This is a genomic window from Micromonospora noduli (genome assembly GCF_003264365.1).
Lineage (GTDB): Bacteria > Actinomycetota > Actinomycetes > Mycobacteriales > Micromonosporaceae > Micromonospora > Micromonospora noduli.
In genome coordinates this window covers 1-21,259 of record NZ_PYAK01000006.1, presented here as the reverse complement: position 1 = coordinate 21,259, position 21,259 = coordinate 1, and the positions used below count along the sequence as shown (strand labels likewise).

General features: G+C 72.7%; 21 protein-coding genes. 14 read left to right on the top strand and 7 right to left on the bottom strand.

The features are described from left to right. Positions 1 to 197 precede the first annotated feature (197 nt). Positions 198 to 1,346, top strand: coding sequence for a SigB/SigF/SigG family RNA polymerase sigma factor (locus GUI43_RS06615; RefSeq protein ID WP_112587482.1), 1,149 nt, complete (start codon positions 198 to 200; stop codon positions 1,344 to 1,346). 64 nt (positions 1,347 to 1,410) lie between these two features. Here GUI43_RS06615 and ctaD read toward each other — a convergent pair whose 3' ends face one another. The 5 genes from ctaD to GUI43_RS06590 form a co-directional block, all read right to left on the bottom strand. Then, entirely contained in the window at positions 1,411 to 3,402 is a 1,992-nt protein-coding gene (gene ctaD / locus GUI43_RS06610; RefSeq protein ID WP_112587480.1) for an aa3-type cytochrome oxidase subunit I, read from the bottom strand. Between the two features lie 124 nt (positions 3,403 to 3,526). Next, the gene (locus tag GUI43_RS06605; RefSeq protein ID WP_112587478.1) at positions 3,527 to 4,255 is read right to left on the bottom strand and encodes an ATP-binding protein; all 729 of its coding nucleotides are present in this window, start codon (positions 4,253 to 4,255) and stop codon (positions 3,527 to 3,529) included. 128 nt (positions 4,256 to 4,383) lie between these two features. Continuing rightward, complete coding sequence (locus GUI43_RS06600; RefSeq protein ID WP_112587476.1) at positions 4,384 to 4,860, bottom strand: DUF4383 domain-containing protein; 477 nt, start codon at positions 4,858 to 4,860, stop codon at positions 4,384 to 4,386. 89 nt (positions 4,861 to 4,949) lie between these two features. Further along, complete coding sequence (locus GUI43_RS06595) at positions 4,950 to 6,089, bottom strand: glycosyltransferase (protein WP_112698324.1); 1,140 nt, start codon at positions 6,087 to 6,089, stop codon at positions 4,950 to 4,952. A 23-nt stretch (positions 6,090 to 6,112) separates the two neighbouring features. Continuing rightward, positions 6,113 to 7,096: a glucosyl-3-phosphoglycerate synthase gene (locus GUI43_RS06590; RefSeq protein ID WP_225855332.1), complete on the bottom strand. Its 984-nt coding sequence runs from the start codon at positions 7,094 to 7,096 to the stop codon at positions 6,113 to 6,115. A 227-nt stretch (positions 7,097 to 7,323) separates the two neighbouring features. Between GUI43_RS06590 and GUI43_RS06585 the strand changes: the two genes are divergently transcribed. The 8 genes from GUI43_RS06585 (at position 7,324) to GUI43_RS06550 (ending at position 16,625) form a co-directional block, all read left to right on the top strand. Further along, the gene (locus GUI43_RS06585) at positions 7,324 to 8,334 is read left to right on the top strand and encodes a Gfo/Idh/MocA family protein (protein WP_112698323.1); all 1,011 of its coding nucleotides are present in this window, start codon (positions 7,324 to 7,326) and stop codon (positions 8,332 to 8,334) included. Further along, the gene (locus tag GUI43_RS06580; RefSeq protein WP_112698322.1) at positions 8,327 to 9,415 is read left to right on the top strand and encodes a zinc-dependent alcohol dehydrogenase; all 1,089 of its coding nucleotides are present in this window, start codon (positions 8,327 to 8,329) and stop codon (positions 9,413 to 9,415) included. Before GUI43_RS06585 ends, GUI43_RS06580 begins: the two co-directional genes overlap by 8 nt. Before the next feature lie 41 nt (positions 9,416 to 9,456). After that, complete coding sequence (locus tag GUI43_RS06575) at positions 9,457 to 11,265, top strand: ABC transporter ATP-binding protein (protein ID WP_225855329.1); 1,809 nt, start codon at positions 9,457 to 9,459, stop codon at positions 11,263 to 11,265. Between the two features lie 75 nt (positions 11,266 to 11,340). Further along, positions 11,341 to 13,632 carry an accessory Sec system translocase SecA2 gene (secA2, locus tag GUI43_RS06570; protein ID WP_112698321.1) on the top strand — a complete coding sequence of 764 codons (2,292 nt, stop codon included), beginning with the start codon at positions 11,341 to 11,343 and terminating at the stop codon, positions 13,630 to 13,632. Positions 13,633 to 13,813: 181 nt separating this feature from the next. Next, the gene (locus tag GUI43_RS06565) at positions 13,814 to 14,554 is read left to right on the top strand and encodes a GAF and ANTAR domain-containing protein (RefSeq protein ID WP_091408352.1); all 741 of its coding nucleotides are present in this window, start codon (positions 13,814 to 13,816) and stop codon (positions 14,552 to 14,554) included. 358 nt (positions 14,555 to 14,912) lie between these two features. Next, a complete protein-coding gene (locus tag GUI43_RS06560) occupies positions 14,913 to 15,398 on the top strand; it encodes a DUF2231 domain-containing protein (RefSeq protein WP_112587466.1) in 486 nt (161 codons plus the stop codon). 197 nt (positions 15,399 to 15,595) lie between these two features. Further along, positions 15,596 to 15,790, top strand: coding sequence for a helix-hairpin-helix domain-containing protein (locus GUI43_RS06555; RefSeq protein WP_112698320.1), 195 nt, complete (start codon positions 15,596 to 15,598; stop codon positions 15,788 to 15,790). Positions 15,791 to 15,866: 76 nt separating this feature from the next. Next, positions 15,867 to 16,625 (top strand): class I SAM-dependent methyltransferase, encoded by a 759-nt coding sequence (locus GUI43_RS06550; protein ID WP_112698319.1) that lies wholly within the window; start codon positions 15,867 to 15,869, stop codon positions 16,623 to 16,625. A 107-nt stretch (positions 16,626 to 16,732) separates the two neighbouring features. Here the strand turns inward: GUI43_RS06550 and GUI43_RS06545 are convergent, their stop codons facing one another. Next, the gene (locus GUI43_RS06545; protein ID WP_181518493.1) at positions 16,733 to 17,683 is read right to left on the bottom strand and encodes a DUF3500 domain-containing protein; all 951 of its coding nucleotides are present in this window, start codon (positions 17,681 to 17,683) and stop codon (positions 16,733 to 16,735) included. A gap of 31 nt (positions 17,684 to 17,714) precedes the next feature. Then, positions 17,715 to 18,062: an ankyrin repeat domain-containing protein gene (locus tag GUI43_RS06540; RefSeq protein ID WP_274526580.1), complete on the bottom strand. Its 348-nt coding sequence runs from the start codon at positions 18,060 to 18,062 to the stop codon at positions 17,715 to 17,717. 109 nt (positions 18,063 to 18,171) lie between these two features. Here GUI43_RS06540 and GUI43_RS06535 point away from each other — a divergent pair, with 109 nt between their 5' ends. From GUI43_RS06535 to GUI43_RS06515, 5 genes are all read left to right on the top strand, one after another. After that, positions 18,172 to 18,549 (top strand): signal peptidase I, encoded by a 378-nt coding sequence (locus tag GUI43_RS06535; protein WP_112698318.1) that lies wholly within the window; start codon positions 18,172 to 18,174, stop codon positions 18,547 to 18,549. A gap of 112 nt (positions 18,550 to 18,661) precedes the next feature. After that, positions 18,662 to 19,117 (top strand): cysteine dioxygenase, encoded by a 456-nt coding sequence (locus tag GUI43_RS06530; RefSeq protein ID WP_112698317.1) that lies wholly within the window; start codon positions 18,662 to 18,664, stop codon positions 19,115 to 19,117. 40 nt (positions 19,118 to 19,157) lie between these two features. After that, positions 19,158 to 19,646, top strand: coding sequence for a rhodanese-like domain-containing protein (locus tag GUI43_RS06525; RefSeq protein WP_091408377.1), 489 nt, complete (start codon positions 19,158 to 19,160; stop codon positions 19,644 to 19,646). Positions 19,647 to 19,696: 50 nt separating this feature from the next. Then, complete coding sequence (locus GUI43_RS06520) at positions 19,697 to 20,242, top strand: winged helix-turn-helix domain-containing protein (protein WP_112698316.1); 546 nt, start codon at positions 19,697 to 19,699, stop codon at positions 20,240 to 20,242. A gap of 247 nt (positions 20,243 to 20,489) precedes the next feature. Beyond that, positions 20,490 to 21,095, top strand: coding sequence for a winged helix-turn-helix domain-containing protein (locus tag GUI43_RS06515; RefSeq protein WP_112587450.1), 606 nt, complete (start codon positions 20,490 to 20,492; stop codon positions 21,093 to 21,095). Positions 21,096 to 21,259: the final 164 nt, after the last annotated feature.

Here is a 21,259-nt window from a genome sequence, read left to right as displayed (position 1 = left end):
CGAACCCCGGGTCCCGTGATTGAGTACCTACGGAGCGGGAACATCGCTGGCTGCGACGGCCTGATTGCGCTGCGTAGAGGCGGTGTCGCCCGCTGGCATCCCAGTCACTGACCCACTTTCCGGCCCGGTGCGTGGCTCGACCACGCGCACGACCGGTTTCCCGATCCGGGCGGGGGACCTTCCTGAGGGAGGCGCGGATGTTCGGACAGACGAGCACGACCACGACCACGACCCCACCACCACCCACCGATCGAGGTCTGGAGGATCTCGACGCGGCAGCGATGGCGTACGCGGCCCGGATCGCCGGGCTGCCGCCGGAGCGGCGGGGGGAGGCCCGGGACGACCTGGTGCGCTTCGCGCTGCCGTTCGCCGGCCGGCTGGCCCGTCGGTACCGGGGGCGGGGGGAGCCGCTGGAGGACCTGGAGCAGGTTGCCCGGCTGGGGCTGGTCAACGCCGTCGACCGCTATGACCCCGAACGGGGCTCGTTCACCGCGTACGCCGCGATCACCATCGTGGGCGAGATCAAACGCCACTTCCGGGACCGTACCTGGGGCGTGCACGTGCCCCGCCGGCTGCGAGACCTGATCCTCGAGGTGGGGCAGGCCACCGCCGCACTCACCAGCGAGCTGTCCCGGGCCCCGTCGGTGGCCGAGCTGTCCGCCCGGCTGGAGACCCCGGAGGAGGAGATCCTCGCCGCCCTGGAGTCAGCGGCCGGCTACAGCCCGGCCTCGCTGAACGCGCCGGTGGGTGGGGAGAGCTCCGCCGAGTTCGGGGACCTGGTCGGCGAGTCGGACAACGCGTTGGAGTCGGTCGACGACCGGGTGACGGTGAGCGGGCTGCTGCACCGACTGCCCTGGCGTGAGCGACGGATCCTCGCGATGCGCTTCTACGGCAACCAGACCCAGGCGGAGATCGCCGCCCGGTTCGGCATCTCGCAGATGCACGTGTCCCGGCTGCTGTCGCGGGCGCTCACCTGGCTGCGCCAGGCGATGCTCGCCGACGCGCCGCCGCCGTGGCAGAACGGCGCCGCCGAACCCGACCCGGGCAAGACCCGGATCTCGGTCAAACAGAACGGCGACTCGGTGGTGGTCGAGGTCGGCGGCGAGATCGACCGCGACGGCGCGGACCAGCTGCGTCGGGCCATGCTGGAGGCGGTCACCGGCCAGCCCAGCGAGGTGGTCGTCGACCTGGTCGGCGCGGGTGGCTTCGACGCCGGTGGGATCGCCGCGCTGATGGCCGGTCGGGACGCGGCGGAGCGGACCGGGGTGCCGCTGCGGCTGACCCGGGTCCAGCCCGCGGTACGCCGCTCGCTCACCGCCGCCGGCCTGGCGCCGGCCCGGGACTGACGCACACGGACGAGCGAAGGGCCGACACCCCGCTGGGTGTCGGCCCTCCTGCGCGTACCCCTGGTCAGTGCTCTTCGGGGTTGCCGTCGCTGTGCGGGTGGCGCCAGCGCTCGTGTGGCTTCGGCTCGTCCTCGGCGTCCTGCGGCGGGTCGCTCTGCTCGAAGCTCGGCCGGCGGACGCCCTCAGGCTCCGGCACGTCCACCGGCCGGGCGCCGGAGCGCGGCGCCGGCTGGTAGTCGACCGCGTCGCGTGCGCCGTGCGCGCCCTCGGCGGACGGCGACTCCGGGGCGTGATGCTCCATCCGGAACTCCTCGGCGAAGTGCTGTGGCGGCTTGGTGGTGCGCTGCGGCAGGTCGCGGCCCAGATCGGCGACGAGCGGGCCGTACTTCAGGTCGAAGGCGGGGCGCTCGGAGCGGATCCGGGGCATCCGGTCGAAGTTGCGCAGCGGCGGCGGGCAACTGGTGGCCCATTCCAGGGAGTTGCCGAAGCCCCACGGGTCGTCCACCGTCACCATCGCCCCGTACCGCCAGGACTTCCAGGCGTTGTAGATGAAGAAGAGGGTGGACAGGCCGAGGATGAACGCGAAGATGCTGGAGACCGTGTTCAGGGTGGTGAAGCCGTCGGTGGGCAGGTAGTCGGCGTACCGGCGCGGCATGCCCTCGCTGCCCAGCCAGTGGTGCACCAGGAAGGTGCCGTGGAAGCCGATGAACATGGTCCAGAAGTGCGCCTTGCCGAGCCGTTCGTCGAGCAGTCGTCCGGTCATCTTGGGCCACCAGAAGTAGTAGCCCCCGAAGAGGGCGAAGACCACGGTGCCGAACACCACGTAGTGGAAGTGCGCCACCACGAAGTAGCTGTCATGGGTGTGCCAGTCGACCGGCGGGCTGGCCAGCAGGACGCCGGTGAGGCCGCCGAGCAGGAAGGTGACCAGGAAGCCGATGGCGAACAGCATCGGCGTCTCGAAGGTGAGCTGGCCCTTCCACATGGTGCCGATCCAGTTGAAGAACTTCACACCGGTGGGCACCGCGATCAGGTAGCTCAGGATGCTGAAGAACGGCAGCAGCACCTGGCCGGTGGCGAACATGTGGTGCGCCCAGACCGTCATTGACAGCACTGTGATGGCGATGGTGGCCAGCACGATCCCCGTGTAGCCGAAGAGCGGCTTGCGGGAGAAGACCGGGATGATCTCGGTGATGATGCCGAAGAACGGCAACGCGATGATGTAGACCTCGGGATGGCCGAAGAACCAGAAGAGGTGCTGCCACAGCATCGGGCCGCCGGTGGCCGCGTCGTACACGTGCGCGTTGAGCAACCGGTCGGCCGAGAGCGCCAGCAGCGCGGCGGCCAGCAGCGGGAAGACGAGGATCACCAGCACGCTGGTGAACAGCATGTTCCAGGTGAAGATCGGCATCCGGAACATGGTCATGCCGGGCGCGCGCAGCGTGAGGATCGTGGTGATCAGGTTGACCGCGCCGAGGATGGTGCCGAGCCCGGAGACGACCAGCCCGAGCACCCACATGTTCGCGCCCACGCCGGGGCTGTTCTCGACGCTGCTGAGTGGGACGTACGCGGTCCAGCCGAAGTCCGCCGAGCCGCCCGGGGCGAGGAACCCGCCGACCACCATGAGGCCGCCGAAGAGGTACAGCCAGTAGGCGAGCGCGTTGAGGCGGGGGAACGACACGTCCGGTGCGCCGATCTGGATCGGCACGATGTAGTTGGCGAACCCGAACGCCGCTGGCGTGGCGAACAGCAGCAGCATCACCGCGCCGTGCGAGGTGAAGAGCTGGTTGTACTGCTCGGAGGAGAGGAACTGCATCCCCGGGCGGGCCAGTTCGGCCCGGATCAGCATCGCCTCCAGGCCGGCCAGCAGGAAGAACCCGAAGGAGGTCAGCAGATACAGCAGGCCGATCTGCTTGTGGTCGGTCGTGGCGAGGAACTTGATCAGGGAGTTGCCGGGGACCGGTGTCCGTACCGCTCCCGGGAACCCCCCGAAACGGGCCGGTGCCAGGATCGCCGGGCCCCGATCGCGACCGGGTTCTGTGGTTACCCGCTTGGGCATGGCTGCTCACCCCGTCGTGACGGCAGAAAGGACGGGCGTGCTCTACCCACCCTCACACCATGTAACCAGCCAATGACGGGAATTTCGGTCAGATCGCCAGTACCGGCGCAAGCGCCTCGAACGGTCAGGTCGCCGGAAGCATCGCCCAGACGGCCTTGCCCGGACCGGCCGGCACGCTGCCCCACCGCTGGGTCAGCTCCCGGACGAGCATCAACCCTCGCCCACCCTCGGCGTGCAGGTCCGTCCTGCCCGCACGGGCCTGGGCGCTGCTGCCGTCCACCACCGCCAGGTGCAGATACGGCCGGCGCAGGGTCACCGTCACCTGCATCGGCGTGCCGGCGTGGCGCACCACGTTGCCCACCAGCTCACTGAGCACCAACGCGGCCGGGCCGGACGCGTCGGGCAGGTTCCATCGCGCACACGCCTCGGTGACCAACTCCCGGGCCCGCCGGCAGGCCCCGGCCACCGGCTCCAGCCGGGTCCGCATCCGCAGCGTGGACGTCGTGCCGGCCAACCGGGTCGCCTCCGCGCAGTCCGCGGACACCGGGAGCACCCGGCACGTCGTCGACTCGGCCAGCCATCGTGCGGCGACCGGCGACGGGGAGCAGAGCAGCACCGGCACCGCCGGCCACTCCTCGGCCCGGCGAGCGGTCGCGGCGAACACGGACAGCGCCAACCGATCCTCCACGCTCACCCCGGCCATGTCGACCACCAGCGCCTCCGGCTGGTCGACCAGCGCGTCGCTGAGCGCCCGGTGCACGGAGCGCATCGTGCCGAGATGCAGCGGACCGGTGAGCCGGACGACCGCCACCGGTGCGGTGGTGCGCACCTCGCAGGTGATCCCGCTCGACATCGGCGCCTCAATTCGCTGCTGGGTCGGGATCTGCCAACTACCCGAGGCCGTTCCCGGTCAAACCGGACCGACAGCGGGGCGAGGCAGGTCACGTCCCGCAACCCCAGGTCAGGGGCGGGCCCGGCCGGTCAGGCTTGGGCTCGGCGGTCAGCAACGGGGCGGCCGGTCAGGACGCCCAGTGCGATCATGCCGACGCCGAGCCCCAGGTGCAGCCAGTTGTCGGCGTCGTTGACCGGCAGCACGTTCGCCCCGGTGTCGTGGTCCACCGCCAGCCCGTAGAGCCAGAGCACCAGGTAGACCGCGCCGCCGCCGATCAGGAACGCCCGAGCACCGGTGACCGTCCGGGCCAACAGCAGACCCACCACCCCGTACGCCAGGTGCACCAGGTTGTGCAGCACCGACACCTGGAAGACGCCGAACAGGTACGCGCCCGAGTCGTGGCCGGCGAAGCGCAGCGCGTCCATGCCGGTGGTGATCCCCGGCACGAAGCCGAGTACGCCGATCAGCAGGAACAGCACCCCCACCGTCGCAGCCGCGCGACGGACCGGCGGTTTGCCGTCGGCAGGGTTGGGTCGGGCCCGTGAGTGCGCCATCGATCCGACCATTCCCGGCTCCTCGTCGCGCGGCGGGCATGAGCGCTGCCGGCTACCCGCTGGCACGACCGGCAAACCCCCGGCCGGGCCCCGCCCGTCGGTCAGGCCGGCAGCAACCTCGGCGCGCTCGCCGACTGCCGGACCCGCTCGTACAGCTCGACGTAGCGCTGCGCCATCACCGCGGGCGTGAAGCGCTGCGCGGCCACCCGCCGACACTCGTCGGGGTCGAGCAACTCGGCGGCGAGGACGAGGTCGCCCAACTCCTCCTCGTCGGTGGTGAGCAGCCCCGTACGGCCATGCTCGATCAGCTCCGGCAGGCAGCCCCGGGCGGTGGCCACCACCGGCGTACCCAGGGCGAGCGACTCGACGACCGCCGTGCCGCCCGGCTCCTCCCACCGCAGCGGGAACAGCGACGCGCGGGCGCTGGCGAGCAGGTCGTCGCGCTCCTGTCCGGCCACGGTGCCGACCCAGCGGACCAGGTCACCGTCGACGTGCGGTGCCACCTCGTCGAGGAAGAACTGCACGTCCGGGTTCTGCCGGGCCTCGTCGCCGGCCGCGGCCAGGTCAGCCGGCCGATGGTACGGGCCGACGGGGCCGGCCAGCACCAGCGGAATACCGACCCGGTGCGCGAGCCGGGCACCCACGTCCTGCCCCTTGCCCGGGTTGATCCGGCCCAGGATGAGCAGGTGCTCGCCCTTGTCCGGTCGGGGCCGCCGGTCGGCGTCCACGGCGAGCGGCGTGGACAGGTGCACGTGGCCCACCGAGTGCTCCCGCAGCGCCAGCGGGGCGCGGGCCAACTGCGACGCGGAGACGCCGTTGACCCGGACCCGATCGCCGCCGTCCAGACTGCCGTAGAGAGCCGGGTGCTTGGCCAGGTCCCAGTGCAGGGTGTGCAGGGTCGGCGGTCCGGCCGGCCCCATCGCGGCGAGGGTGGCCAACCCGACCGCCTCGACGTGATCGTGCACCAGGTCGACGTCGTCGCGGGAGTGCAACTCCCGCACCACCCCGGCCAGGTGCGCCTGGGCGATCCCGCAGACCTGGTTGTACGGCCGCTGCAACGCGGCGAACTGCCCGTCGGCGAAGACCGAGATCTGCTCGTCCACCGGCAGGGTGCTGCTGCCCACCGAGGCGAGCACCACCCGTACGCCGAGTCGCCGCAGCTCCGGCACCAGGGTGGCGATGACGTTCTCGATGCCGCCGTAGCCGGGCGGTGGCACGGACAGCCACGGGCCGGCGTTCATCAGCACAGTGAGGCTCCTCGTGCTCACGCGGCGGCCACCCGGCGGCGGGGCACCCGGTGGCGCAGTTCGGCCAACGGCGGGCGCTCTTCGATGGACACGTCGCTGACCACGATCTCGCGGTCCAGGTTCGGCAAGGTGTCCGAACCGCCGCGACGGAACTGGGTCAGCAACGACTCCGGCGCGAACCCGGGGGTCGCCCAGCCGCGCCGTTGCAGCCGGGACCAGGCGGTCAACATGATCTGCGCGGACATCCGGCCCAGGGCGGCGGTGTCCTGGTGGCGGTGCTTGCGTTCACCGAGGTCGACCTGCGCTAGCGCGTCCAGGCCGACCAGCTCGAGCAGGTCGATCATCATGGCCGTCTCCACCCCGTATCCGGAGACGAACGGCACCTGGGCCAGCACGTCCCGGCGAGCCGCGTACTCGCCGGCGAGCGGCTGCACGAAGCCGGCCAGCTCGGGCCAGAAGAGGTTGAGCAGCGGTCTGGCCATCAACTCGGTCACCCGGCCCCCACCGTCCTGCTCCACGCTGGCGCTGCCCACCAGGGGCCGGTGATAGAAGCCCTTCACGAAGTCGACCGACGGGTCGGTCAGCAGCGGGCCGAGCAGCCCGCTCACGAAGTGCGGTCGGAACTCCCGCAGGTCGGCGTCGATGAACGCCACCACGTCTCCCTCGGCGGCGGCCAGCCCGGCCCAGAGCGCGTCGCCCTTGCCGGTGAGCCGGGGCAACCCCCGGGTCATCGCGTCCTGACTGACCACCTCCGCGCCGGCGGCACGGGCCACCTGCGCGGTCCGGTCCGTCGAGCGGGAATCCACCACGATCAGCTCGTCGACCAGGGCCACCCGATCCATCAGGTGCTCCCGGATGGTCGACACGATCGCGCCGACGGTGGCCTCCTCGTTGCGCGCCGGCAGCACCACGCTGACCCGGGTCTCACCCTTGGCTCGCAACAGCCGACGGGTCGGCCAGTCCGCCGCCGACGTCGTCCGGTACGTGGCCCACGCCTCCACCACCGGCGACACACTCGATGTCGTATCCCGCACGGGCACCCCTCCGTTCGTGCGTGGAAAAACCAAATTTGGTTGTTCCCATTCCTCATCACGCGCTAACCGCATTCTCGGCAACAGCTTGATCACAGTGGTGACGACAATGCGTTCCCGGGTGATGAACGTTTGATTGCGCACAGCTCAGGGGACTGCTCCCATCGCACATGAAATGTCTTCGAAGGGGTGTCGGAATGCGGAACTGCCGGGTGGGTCTGGTCGGAGCCGGCGGCGTGGCACAACGCCACGCGCGGGTACTGGCCGGGTTCGACGACGTCGAGCTTGTCGGCGTCACGGACGTCGCGCCGGAGGCCGCGTCCGCGCTGGCCGCACAGCACGGTGGGCGGGCCTGCGCCGACGTCGCCGAGCTGCTGGCCACCGAACTGGACGCCGTGTACGTCTGCGTGCCACCGTTCGCGCACGGTCCCGCCGAGGAGGCGGTGATCGAGGCCGGGGTGCCGATGTTCGTGGAGAAGCCCGTCGCGGTCGACCTGAGCACCGCCGAGCGGATCGCCGACCTGGTCGCGCGGCGCGGCCTGCGCACCGCAGTCGGCCACCACTGGCGCTACCTGAGCGTGCTCGACCAGGCCCGCGACCTGCTCGCCGACCGCCAGGTGCGGATGGTCAGCGGCGCCTGGCTGGACAAGGTGCCCCCGGTGGCGTGGTGGTCGCGGCGGGACCGCTCCGGCGGCCCGGTGGTCGAGCAGGCCGCCCATGTGCTCGACCTGATCCGTGTGCTGGCCGGCGAGGTGACCGAGGTCACCGCGTACGGCAACGGCACACCACCGCCGGTCGACGGCGCCGACATCGACTCGGTGACCACCGCCGCGCTGCGCTTCGCCGACGGCGCGGTCGGCACGCTCAGCGCCGCCTGCGTCCTCGGCTGGAAGCACCGCGCCGGCCTGGAGATCCTCGCCGACGGGCTGGCCCTCGCGATCACCGAGGACGGGCTGTCGATCCGCGACGCCGACGGCGAACGACATCTCCCCGCCGACCCGGAAGCCGCCCGGGTGGCGGTGGACCGGGCCTTCGTCGACGCCGTCCGCGGCATCGGCGACGACGTGCGCGTCCCGTACGCCGAGGCCCTCGCGACCCAGCGGCTCGCCCTCGCGGTGGCCGACTCGGCCCGCACCGGCACCACAGTGCGGCTCGCCGCCGCGACCACGCCGGCGGCGCTCACCCCGGGGGTGACGGTCGATGCGTGACAAGGTCGTGGTGGTCACCGGCCCCGGCCGGGTCGACCTCGTCGAGCAGGACGCCGCCCCGCTGCGCCCCGGCACGTTCCGGGTCGAGACGCTGTTCAGCGGCGTCTCCGCCGGCACCGAACTGAGCTACGTCAAGGGCACGAACCCCTACCTGAACGTCACCTGGAACGCCGACCTGGGCCTGTTCCAGCCGGGCGCCGCCAGCACGCCCTACCCGGTGACCCGACTCGGCTACATGCAGGTCGGCCGGGTGGTGGAGAGCGAGACCCCGGCCGTCGCGGTGGGCACTGTCGGCGCGATGACGTACGGGCACCGCACCGGCTGGCTGGCCGACCCGGTCGCCGAACGGTTCGTGGCGCTGCCCGACGACCTGGACCCGCTGCTCGGCGTCTACGTCGCCCACATGGGCCCGATCTGCGCCAACGGCCTGCTGCACGCCGCCGCCGACCTGCACGGCACCGACGTCCGCGCGCTCGGCGACGGGGTACGCGGCCGACGGGTCGCCGTCGTCGGCGCCGGTGTCGTGGCGCTGCTGACGGCGTTGTTCGCCCGGCACAACGGCGCCGCGTCGGTGGTGGTGCTCGACCCCACCCCGCACCGCCGCCAGGTAGCCGAGGCGCTCGGTCTGGAAACCCTCGACCCCGACGCGGACGACCCGGCGGTGGTGCTCAAGACCCGCTGGGCGCACACCGCAGGCGACCGGGGCGCCGACGTGGTGTTCCAGTGCCGGGGGCAGGCGTGGGCGCTGCACCTCGCCCTTCGGCTGCTGCGGCCCCAGGGCACCGTCATCGACCTCGCCTTCTACCAGGGCGGCGCGGACGCGGTCCGCCTCGGTGAGGAGTTCCACCACAACGGGCTGTCGCTGCGCTGCGCCCAGATCGGCCGGGTGCCGCGTGGGCTCGCGCCCACCTGGGACCGCGAACGGCTCTCCGCCGAGACCGTCGACCTGCTCAGGACGTACGGCGACGCGATCCGCAAGCACCTCGTCTCGGCGGTGGTGCCGTTCGACGAGGCGCCCGCCCTCCTCACCGACCTGGCCGACCGTCGCCGCCAGGAGCTTCAGGTGGTGCTCGCGACCTGACCCGACTTCGCCGCGTGCCAGGGGCGGCTACCGTTCGCGACATGAGCACCGTGCAGGACCGGCCGGTTTCCGGCGACACCTCGACCGACCGGCCGGACGGCGGCAGCCCCGGGAGCCGGTCGGTCGGCCTGGCCGCGTTGCTGCCGTACCTGCGGGAACACCGCGGCACCCTCGTCGTGGTCGGCGCGCTGTCGCTGGTCGGCTCGGCGGCGTCGCTGGCGCAACCGCTGCTCACCCGGTCGGTGCTGGAGCGGATCGGCGCCGAGCAGGGGGTGTCCCGGCTGGTGGCGGTGCTGGTAGCCCTCGTGGTGCTCGGCGCGGCGATCGGCGGGCTGCGTGACTACCTGCTGCAACGCACCGCCGAAGGAGTGGTGCTGGGCACCCGGCGTCGGCTCGCCGGCCACCTGCTGCGGCTGCCCATCGCCGAGTACGACCGCCGACGCACCGGCGATTTGCTCTCCCGGGTCGGCTCGGACACCACGCTGCTGCGCGCGGTCGTCACCTCCGGGCTGTTCGAAACGGTCACCGGGGCGGTGACGGTGCTCGGCGCCGGCACGGCCATGGTGCTGCTGGACCCGCTGCTGTTCGGCGTCACCCTGCTCGGGGTGGCGCTGGGGCTGGTCTTCGCCGCCACCTTCGCCCGCCGGGTCCGGGCGCTGGCCCGAGTCGCCCAGGAGCGGATCGGCGAGATGACCTCGGCGGTGGAGCGGGCCATCTCGGCGGCCCGGACCATCCGGGCCAGCCGCGCCGAGACCCGGGAGACGGAGACCGTCACCGGCAGCGCCCGGGAGGCGTACGCGGCGGGACTGCGGGTGGCCCGGGTGCAGGCGTTGGTCGGCCCGATCGGCTCGGTCACCGTGCAGGGCGCGTTCCTGCTGGTGCTCGGCATCGGTGGGGCACGGGTCGCCGCCGGGGCGATCTCCGTCGGCGACCTCGTCGCGTTCGTCATGTACCTGTTCCTGCTGGCGCTGCCGTTGGGCCAGGTGCTGCGGGCGTACACCCAGTTGCAGTCCGGTTTAGGTGCCCTCCAGCGGATCGAGGAGATCCTGGCCGTGCCCGCGGAGGGCGCGGACGACAGTCCGGCGCGCGCCGCCGCGACGGCGACTCCGCGCCGCCCGACCCCGATGATCGAGTTCGACCGGGTCGGCTTCGGCTACCCGGGCGGTGAGCCGGTGCTCCACGAGGTCAGCTTCGCGGTCCCCGCGGGCACCCGGACCGCCCTGGTCGGTCCCTCCGGCGCCGGCAAGTCCACGGTGCTGGCCCTGGTCGAGCGCTTCTACGAGGTGAGCGGCGGCGCGGTCCGACTCGACGGCACCGACGTACGGGACCTGCCCCGCGACGCACTGCGGGCCCGGCTCGGCTACGTCGAGCAGGAGGCTCCCGTGCTGGCCGGCACGCTGCGGGAGAACCTGCTGATCACCACCCCGGACGCCACCGACGACCGATTGCGCGACGTCCTCGACGAGGTCAACCTGGGCCACCTGGCGCAGCGCACCCCGCTGGGCCTCGACGTGCAGGTGGGCGAGGGTGGCGTGCTGCTCTCCGGAGGTGAGCGGCAGCGGCTGGCCATCGCCCGCGCGCTGCTCGCCGGCCCGCCGGTGCTGCTGCTCGACGAGCCGACCAGCAACCTCGACTCCCGCAACGAGGTCGCGCTGCGCCGCGCCATCGACGCCGTGGCCGTCCGCCGGACCCTGTTGATCGTGGCGCACCGGCTGGCCACCGTGGTCGACGCCGACCAGATCGTCGTCCTCGACGGCGGCCGGGTGGTGGCCGTGGGCACCCACGCCGAACTGACCGCCACCGACCCGCTGTACCGGGAACTCGCCAGCCACCAGCTGCTGGTCGGCTGACCGCGCCCCAGGAAGGCCAACTTGCCGGGCGGCCGGGCCGCGCGAGCCGCCCGGAATCGCGTACCGTTGCCGCTCATGGGTGTGTCGCAACGGTTCAAGAGCAAGTTCCGGCGGTTCCTCCAGCGCCCCGGCTCGACCGTGGATCTTGCTCCGCTGGAGAAACTGCTCCCGGCGATCGAGGCGCGCGAGGCTGAGCTCACCGCGCTCGACGAGGCCGAGCTGACCGCGGCCGCGGGCGCCGCCGCCGGTTACGAGGAGATCTGCGCCGTCGGCCGTGAGGCCGCCCGCCGTGGCCTCGACCAGCGGCCGTACGACGTGCAGCTGCTCGGCGCGATGTCGCTGCTCTCCGGCAAGGTCGCCGAAATGGCCACCGGTGAGGGCAAGACACTGACCGCCACGATCGCCGCGTACGGGCACGTCCGGCTCGGCAACGGCCCGGTGCACGTGCTCACCATCAACGACTACCTGGCCCGCCGCGACGCCCAGTGGATGGAGCCGGTCTACACCCTGCTCGGCCTCACCGTCGGCTGGGTCAACGAGGCCTCCACCCCGCAGGAGCGGCGCGACGCGTACGCCTGCGACGTCACCTACGTCTCGGTCAGCGAGGCGGGCTTCGACTACCTGCGCGACCAACTGGTCACCGACGTGGAAGACCGGGTCCAGCCCGCGCTGACCACCGCCATCGTCGACGAGGCCGACTCGATCATGATCGACGAGGCCCGGGTGCCGATGGTCCTGGCCGGCGCGGTGCCGGGCGAGCAGGACCCGGTGCACGCCGCCGCCGCGCTCGTTCGTGGCCTGCGCAAGGGCAAGCACTACACGGTCGCCGAGGACGGGCGCAGCGTGGCGTTCACCTCCGCCGGCCTGGCCGCCATGGAGGCCAAGCTCGGCATCGACCTGTACGACGAGGAGCACGTCGCGCAGCTCTCCGCTGTCAACGTGGCGCTGCACGCGCACGCCCTGCTGCACCGTGACGTCGATTACATCGTCCGGGACGGCTCCGTCGAGCTGGTCGACGAGATGCGCGGCCGGGTGGCCCAGCGCCGCCGCTGGCCGGACGGTCTCCAGGCCGCGGTCGAGGCCAAGGAGGGGCTGGACGCCACCGCCGAGGGTGAGGTGCTCGGCACCATCGCCATGCAGGCGTACATCGCGCTCTATCCGAAGGTCTGCGGGATGACCGCCACCGCTGTGCTGGTCGGCGACCAGTTGCGGGAGTTCTTCGACCTCGAGGTCGCGGTGATCCCGCCGAACACCCCGTGCATCCGCGAGGACGAGCCGGACCGCATCTACGCCACCCGGGCGGAGAAGGACGAGGCGCTGATCGACGAGATCCAGCGCTGGCACGCCAAGGGACGGCCGGTTCTGGTCGGCACCCTGGACGTCAAGGAGTCCGAGGGGTTGGCCGCCGGCTTGAACGCCGCCGGGGTGCCCTGCGTCGTACTGAACGCCAAGAACGACGACGAAGAGGCCGCGATCATCGCCGAGGCCGGCGCGTACGGCGCCGTGACCGTCTCCACCCAGATGGCCGGCCGTGGCGTCGACATCCGCCTCGGCGGCAGCGACCAGACCGACCAGGAGCGGGTCTCCGAGCTGGGCGGGCTCTACGTGATCGGCAGCGGCCGGCACGACAGCCGCCGGGTGGACGACCAGCTGCGCGGTCGGGCCGGCCGGCAGGGCGACCCGGGCGGCTCGGTCTTCTTCGTCAGCCTGGAGGACGACCTCGTCGTCCGGCACGCCGCCGACTCGGTGCCGGCCTCGCCGCGGATGAACGCCGACGGTCTGGTGACCGACGAGCAGGTCGACTACGCGGTGGAGCACGCCCAGCGGGTCGCCGAGGGCGTCAACCACGAGATCCACCGCAACACCTGGCGCTACAGCGTGGTGATCGAGCAGCAGCGCAAGGCCCTCGCCGCCCGCCGGGAGCGGCTGCTCACCAGCGACGTGGCCGCGGTGATGCTGTTGGAGAAGGAGCCCGAGAAGGCCGGCGAGATGGACGAGGACCTGCTCGCCCGTGCCGCCCGGTCGATCGCGCTCTACCACCTGGACCGGCTCTGGGCCGAGCACCTGGCCGAGCTGTCGGAGGTCCGCGAGGGCGTGCACCTGCGCGCGCTGGGCCGGCTCGACCCGCTGGACGAGTTCCACCGGGCCGCGGTTCCGGCGTTCAACGACCTGATCCCGGAGATCGAGGCCCGCACCATCGCCACGTTCAACGAGACCGAATTCGATGAGGACTGGCAGCCGGACGACGGCACCCTGGTCCGGCCCACCGCCACCTGGACGTACCTCGTGCACGACAACCCGTTCGGGTCCGAGCTCGACCGTCTGATCGCGTCGATCGGGCGGCGGCTCAGCGGCGCCTCGCGCTGACGTACCGACCGTCGGGGCCCCGATTGCGCCTCCGCGCGTGACCGGGGCCCCGATTTACGCCGTTTCGACCCAGGTTTCCCAGGGTAGTAGGGCTGGTCGGTCGAGTCGGGAGAGAGCAGACGATGACACAGGTGACGATGCTTGCCGGGCAGGCGCGAGACGGCACGGAGGCTGCGAACCGGTGAACCTCGACACGCGGGAACCGGTGGTGCACACCCTCGGCGTCCTGGAAGCGGCCGCACTGTTACGGGAGCTGACCGCAGGGCTGATCGCCCTGACCGACTTTGATGAGGCGCTGCTGGCCCTGGTCCGGGTCACCCGGGACGCCGTCGCCGGGGTGCGCTGGTGCGGGTTCACCGCCCTGCGGGCCGGCGAGCCGGCCGGGGTGGCAGCCTCCGACGAGGGGCTGGCCGGGCTGGACGACCTGCGACACGGGCCGGACACGCCGGCGATGAGCGCGATCCACCGCCGCGAGATGATCCTCGCCGCCGACCTGACCGGTGAGCTCCGCTGGCCGGCCTGGACGGCGCACGCCCGCGACCTCGGCGTACGCGGGGTGATCTCCGCACCGGTCGACATCGACGACCAGGTCATCGGGGCGATCAACCTGTACGCCGCCGCGCCGGACCTGTTGACCCCGCAACACCAGTTGACCGCCATGCTGCTCGCCGAACACGCCGGCCTGCTGCTCGCCGCCGTCCGCGACCGCAATCGACAGCTCACCCTCGCCGGTGAGCGGGACGCCTCACTCCTGCACGACGGGGTGGTGGGTCAGGCCGTCGGCGTGATCATGACGCAGCGCGGGTGCCCGCCGGCCGAGGCCCTCGACGTGCTGCGGACCGCCGCCTCGTCGCTGGACATCCCGCTGCGCGAGGTGGCCGAGCGCCTGGTCCGGACGGTCTCCCGCCAACGCGACAACTGACCCCGGCCGCCGAGGCCGCGTGGGTCGCGTCGGCCGCTGGGGTCGGGTTGGCCGCTGGGTGCCGTCGGCCGCGTGGGCTGCCCGGGTCGCGTCCGCCGCGTGGGCGGCGTGGGCGGCTCGGGCCGCGTCGGCGGTGTGATCAACTCGGGTTCTTGGAGATCGGGGTGTCACGGGCCGGCGGACGCCCCGACTTCCTGAAGCCCGAGTCGATCACCCGCCGGTCTGGCCGTCCGGCCGACGGGCGCGGCCACGGTGCCCGTTCTCCCTGCCGGCGGCGAGTCGGGCGGCATCGTTTCGCCTCGACCGGCCCCGGGTAGCACTCTGGTCAGGTGAGCTGCGCCGACCTGGGGGAGGACCGATGCAGAGCCGGCTGCGGGTGCAGGGGCACCCGATCCAACCGATGCTGGTGACGTTCCCGCTCGGGCTCTTCGTCAGCGCCACCGTCTTCGACCTCACCGACGTGATCGGCGGGCCCGCGTTCCTCGGCGAGGTCGGCTACTGGACCGGCGTCGCCGCCCTCGTCGCCGCCGCGCTGACCGCCGTGGCCGGCATGGTCGACCTGTGGGACGTGCCGGGCGACCGTACCCGCCGTACCGCTGTCGCCTTCAACCTCGTGAACGCGGTGATGGCCGCCATGTTCCTGCTCACCTGCCTGGTCCGGTCACACTCCCCGCAGCGCGGCGCGTCGGTCGCGATCCTGGTCACCGAACTGGTCGCGCTGGCCGTCGGCGGGGTCGGCGTGCACCTGGGCGCCCGGCTGATGCGTCAGTTCGACAGCGGCCGCGCCGAGTCCGGCGGCCTGGATGCGCTGGCCGGCTCCACCGGCGAGATCGCCCGCCCCTGACCCGACCTGCCGGCGGTCTCGTCTCTGGCCCCACCGGCCGAGCGGGCCCGCTGATCGGACCCGCTGGACTCGCCCCTGACCCACCCGGCCAGACGGTGCCGACCTGGCCCGACCTGGCCCGCCCCGCCGTCCGGCCGGCAAGTGGGCCTGGTGCGCGGGGCCGGCATCCCTGCGACTGGTCGGTCTACCATCCCGGGATGACCTCCTCTCTGGACACGCTCCCGAAGATCGGCGCGCCCGCCACCAGGGCCCTGCAGGGCGCCGGCTACACCGCGCTGCGTCAGCTCGCGGGCGTTCCCGAGGCGGACCTGGCCAAGCTGCACGGCATGGGCCCGAAGGCGCTCGGGATCCTCCAGGCCGCCCTCGAAGAGCACGGGCTGAGCTTCGGCTGAGATCCACCGCGGACACCCCGACCGGGCGGCGGCAAATGGGTTGCCGGCCGGGTGACCGGCCGCGAAGCTGACCGCCATGACCGGTGAGCGTGACGCCGAGGACTTGATCGCGGAGGCCGCCGCCGCGCCCGTCGATGGTTGGGGCTTCGAGTGGCTGGCCGGCCGGGCCACCGAGGAGCGTCCACCCTGGGGGTACGCCCGGCTGGTCGCCGACCGGATGGCGCGGGCCGATGCGGCGCTGGACGTGGACACCGGCGGCGGGGAGGTGCTCGCCGAAGTGCCGCGTCCACCGAAGCTGCTGACGGCGACCGAGGCGTGGCCGCCGAACGTGGAGGTGGCCCGCCGGACCCTGCGTCGGGTCGGCGCGTCGGTGGTCGCGGTCGCACCGGACGGGCCGCTGCCGTTTCGCGACGCCTCGTTCGACCTGGTGGTCAGTCGGCATCCGGTGCGTACCGACTGGGTGCAGACGGCACGGGTGCTGCGGTCGGGCGGGACGTTCCTGTCGCAGCAGATCGGGGCCGGCACCATGCGGGAGCTCAGTGAGGCGATCCTCGGGCCGTTGCCGCCGCCGACCCAGCGGCACCCCGAGTACGCGGTCGCCGCCGCCGAAGCGGCTGGCCTGCGGGTCGTCGACCTGCGCCGGGCCACCCTGCGGGCGACCTTCGCCGACATCGGCGCGGTGGTCTGGTTCCTGCGCAAGGTGATCTGGACGGTGCCCGGGTTCACTGTCGACCGCTACCGCGCACCACTGCGCGACCTCCACCACCGCATCGCCAACGAGGGCCCCTTCGTCGCCCACGCCCAACGCTTCCTCATCGAGGCCACCCGCCCCTGACGGCCACCCCCACCCGTCGATCTTGCACTTTCGATACCCGCGAAAGCCGCCTACCCGCGTAACTCGACCGCCGGAACTGCAAGATCGGCGAGGGCGGGGGCGCGGGGTTAGTGGGGGTGGGCCTGGTGGTGGGTTGCCAGGACGTCGGCGCCGAAGTCGCTGGCGGGGCGGCGCAGCACGGTGTGCGCGTGGTTGCCGTCCGCTGTGGTGTTGTCGTACTCGATCAGCAGGTCGTCGCCCTGCACCCGGTAGTAGTGCCGCCGCCCCGGTTGGGTCGGACCGGCCCAGGCGAAGTGCAGCGGGCCGGCGTCCAGTCGGGTCGCCTCCCGGATGGCCAGCTCGGGCGGTAGCCGGTCGAGGTAGAGGGCGACCACCTGGTCGAGCAGCGCGCGGCCGGTCGGCCCCAGCCGCTCCGCCGGTACGCCGAGGGGCTCCAGCGGCGCGTCGACCCGCCCGCGGGTGGCGCTGATGATGTCCGCGGGCGCCTCGTCGGCGATGATCGCGGCGGCCCGCTCGGCCGGGCCCAGCGCGTCGAGCAGGGCGCGGGCCAGGTCCTCCTCCACACCGAGTGGACGGGAGACCGGCCGGCCGGCGTAGCGGACCGCGGCCGGGTTGGCACCGAAGAAGATCGGCGCGGGGGAGACCTGACCGTCCACCACTGTCATGTTCACCGACAGGTGGTGCCCTTCGAGTCGCCACGCCCAACGGTCGTCGCGCGCCGGGTCGCCGAACACGGCCACCCAGTAGTCGGCGCTGTGCCGCCCGCGCTGCCAGCCCTCGGCCCGGTCCAGCACCTCCTCCAGCGAGATGATCGCCATCGCCTGTGCGTACGCCGAGGGGCTGAGCGCGGTGGCCAGCAACCGGTGAGCGGCCTTGCGGGCGGTGACGTCGAGCTCGGCGAGGCAGACGCCCGGTCGGGGTCGGGGCCGGTACTCCAGCCAGCGTCGGGCCGCCTCGTCGTCGAACGAGTGCACGGCGCTCTCGCGGGTGGCGGGGTCGAGCGCGGTCAGCAGCGCGGTGCCGGCGGCCCGCATCTGCTCCGGCAGAGGATCTTCCACCGACTCTGTATACCGGCCGGCCGTGCCGGTGTCAGCCGACGCGCAGCAGCTCTGTCATCTCCGGCAGGTCGAAGAAGCGCGCGGTCTCGACGGCCGACGGGTTGCCGTGTGCCGGATCCGCGCCAGCGGCGAGGAGCGCGCGGACCGCCTCGGTGCTGCTGCGGAAGACCGCCGCGGCCAACGCGGTCTGACCTCGGTCGTTGGCCCGGGTGTGGTCGGCGCCGCGGCTGAGCAGGGCGGCCACCGTGTCCGGGTGGGCGTGGTACGCGGCCAGGATGAGCAGCGTGTCGCCCTTGTCGTTGGTGAGGTTGACCGGCAGGCCGGCGTCGATCTGCGCCGCCAACTCGTCGGTGGCGCCGGCTCGGGCCAGGTCGAACATGCGGTGCGCGAACGCAAGCGTCTCGGCGTCGAGGTTCTCGGTCACCGGTCCAGGTTAGCCACACCGGTCCTGATAGGTTGCTCGGCCGGCGCGCTGGGGGAGGGGTCCGATGGGTGAGACGGTGTACGTGGGCAACGCGGGCGTCGACGGCGCTACCAACGCCGGTTGGCTGCTCGGGCACTTCGCGCCGCCGGGGGAGATCCGGCACAGCACCGACGTCGAGGTGAAGTGGGGCGTGCATCCGCCCGGGCAGGCCCGGTCGCGGTGGGCGACCGGTGAGGTGCGCACCACTCTGCTCGTACTCGTCGAGGGGTGTTTCCGGGTGGAGTTGCCGGACCGGACGGTACGGCTGGCCGCGCCGGGCGACTACGTGGTGTGGGCCCGTGGGGTGGACCATTCCTGGTTCGCCGAGCGCGCGTCGGTGGTGTTGACAGTGCGCTGGCCCTCGTTGCCGGGCTACCGCGCGGACCCGCCGGTGCTGCACTGATTCACCCGAGCGGCTGGCTCTGCATCCCACCAGACGGAATTACCTACTAAACCTATAGGCTTTGCCGTCTAGAGTACGAGGGCACCCCGCCGAACGACCGCGAGGAACCCCCATGACGCACCACCGTCCGGAGCCCGACCTGCTCACCGTTGCCGCCGGATGGGCCGACCCGGCCGGCTGGCCGGTCGCGCTGCGTTTCGACCCCGCCGAGCGCTGGTACACCCGCCTCGCCGTCAGCGACGAGCACGAGGTGTGGGCGCTGAGCTGGCTGCCCGGGCAGGGCACCGACCTGCACGACCACGGCGGCTCCTCCGGAGCGTTCCGGGTGGTCAGCGGCGTGCTCACCGAGGAGACGGTCAGCGCCGGTCGACTACGCCCCCGACTGCTGTCGGCCGGCGCGGGCCGCCGCTTCGGCCCCCGGCACGTGCACCAGGTGACCAACCGAGGCTCGGCGCCGGCGGTCAGCGTGCACGTCTACCGGCCGGCGCTGCTGCGGATGACCCGCTATCACCTCCTGGACGGGCGGCTGCGGGTCGCCGAGGTCGCCGAGGCCGGCCGGTCCTGGTAGCCGCGCCCACCGAGGACCCTGTCACCGGAAGGAACCGAGAATGCAGATAACCGCCGAGCACTGTCCCGCCCCCGTGCCGCCACCGGGCTCCCGGGGCATCGACGAGATCCTGGCCGCCGCGCGGGCCCGGCTGCGCCGGCTGGACCCGGAGCGGGCGCACCTGGCGTACCGGGCCGGAGCGCTGCTGGTCGACATCCGCCCGGCCGCGCAGCGGGCCGCGCACGGCGTGGTGCCGGGCTCGCTCATCGTCGAACGCAACGTGCTGGAGTGGCGCTTCGACCCACGCTGCGCGGCCCGGCTGCCGCAGGCCGTCGACTACGACGTGCCGGTGGTGATCCTCTGTCAGGAGGGCTACACCTCGTCGCTGGCCGCCGCCGCGTTGCAGGACGTCGGCCTGCACCGGGCCACCGATGTGGTCGGTGGGTTCGCGGCCTGGCGGATCGCCGGCCTGCCGGCCCTCGGCCCGACCCCACTGCACCACCCCTCTCCCCTCGCGTCCCCGGTCAACGCCGGCTGGGCGCGCCGCTGACCGTCACGCCACACCCGGCGTGGCGCGCGTACCGCCACTCAGGAGGCACCATGTCCGTCGTCGCCATCCCCACGCGCCGCCACCCCGGCGTGCGCCCGCCGGCCCGTCCGCGCACCAGCCCGACCCTGACCATCACCCTCGATCTCGTCCCCGGGCCGCTGAGCCCTCGGCTGGCCCGGCTGGTGCAGCTGCTCGGCGAGCTGGCCGAGTCGGGGGAGGGTCAACTGCGTGCCGTGGAGGACCCCGCGTCGGGGCCGCGACCGGCTCCGCGCCCAGTCGTGCCGCCCGCCGCACCGGACCACGTCCGCATCCTGGCCGGCTCGCGGATGGTCCGCCAGGGCGACCGGGTCATCGCGCTGACCCGCATCGAGTACGAGCTGCTGCTGTTCCTGGCCGAGCGGCCCCGCCGGGTCTTCACCCGCCTGCAACTGCTCTCCAGCGTCTGGGGCTACGAGCACGCGGTGGCCCGGACGGTGGACGTGCACGTCCGCCGGCTGCGCGCCAAGCTGGCCGGCTCGGAGGTGGTCACCACCGTCTACGGCGTCGGCTACCGGCTGGCCGACGAGGCCCCGATCAGCGTGGATCACAGCAGCTGAGCCCTGGTCCGGCGGCGATGTGACCGCCTGGTGAACCGGTCGGGGACCCCCGTAACGGGGCATCTCGACGACTCTGCTGTAATCATCAGGCCTCGTACGCAGAGCGAGCATTCGGCTCCGATGTGTTCGTCAATTGTCACATTCATGCAACGCAGCCGCCTCTTGACCCTCGCCCAGGCGCCGGGAAGCATCGATGAAGCGGCGTCCCGGGCCGTGGGGAGATACCCGGACCAGCCCAAGGAGGACCATGTCGGTCAGCCCCGCCTCGTCGCGCGCCGGATGGCATACGTCCCAACCCGCGGTGCCCGGTCGACCTCCCGGCGGCCAGCGTCGCCCGGCGAACACCGCCGCGCCCGTGCTCACCGTGACGCTGTCCATCCCGCTGGCCTGTGAGGAGTCGCTGACCCCGGCGGCGCGCCGGCTGTTGGAGGCCGCTCGCGAGATGCTGGAGCGGGGCGAAGGCGTGATCATCGGCTCGGTACCGGCCGAACGCCGCCCCGACCAGGCGCCCGCCAACCGGTCGCCGGCCCGCCCGATCAGCCCGACCATTCCCGCCCTGCACATCCTCGCCTCGTCGCGCTCGGTGCTGCGCGACGAGGAACCGCTGCCGCTGACCCGGCTGGAGTTCGATCTGCTGCTGCACCTGGTCGCCCACCCGCGCCGGGTGTTCACCCGGCTGCAACTGCTCAACGCCGTCTGGGGCTACGAGCACGCCGGCGTGCGCACCGTCGACGTGCACGTGCGTCGGCTGCGCGGCAAGGTCGGCGTGGACGTGCCGCTGGTGACCACCGTCTACGGCGTCGGCTACCGGCTGGCCGACGACGCCCGGGTCACCATCGACCGCAGCGGCTGACCGGCGGCACCGACGTACCCGGCGCGGGGCAGGATGGTCCGGTGCGCATCCGCCCCATCTCGCCCGATCTGCTCGTCGCCGAGCTGACCGGCCGGCTGGCCGACGCGGCGACCCGCGCCGCGACCGCCGCCCACGGCCACCCGCAGCCGGCGTCGACGAACTGG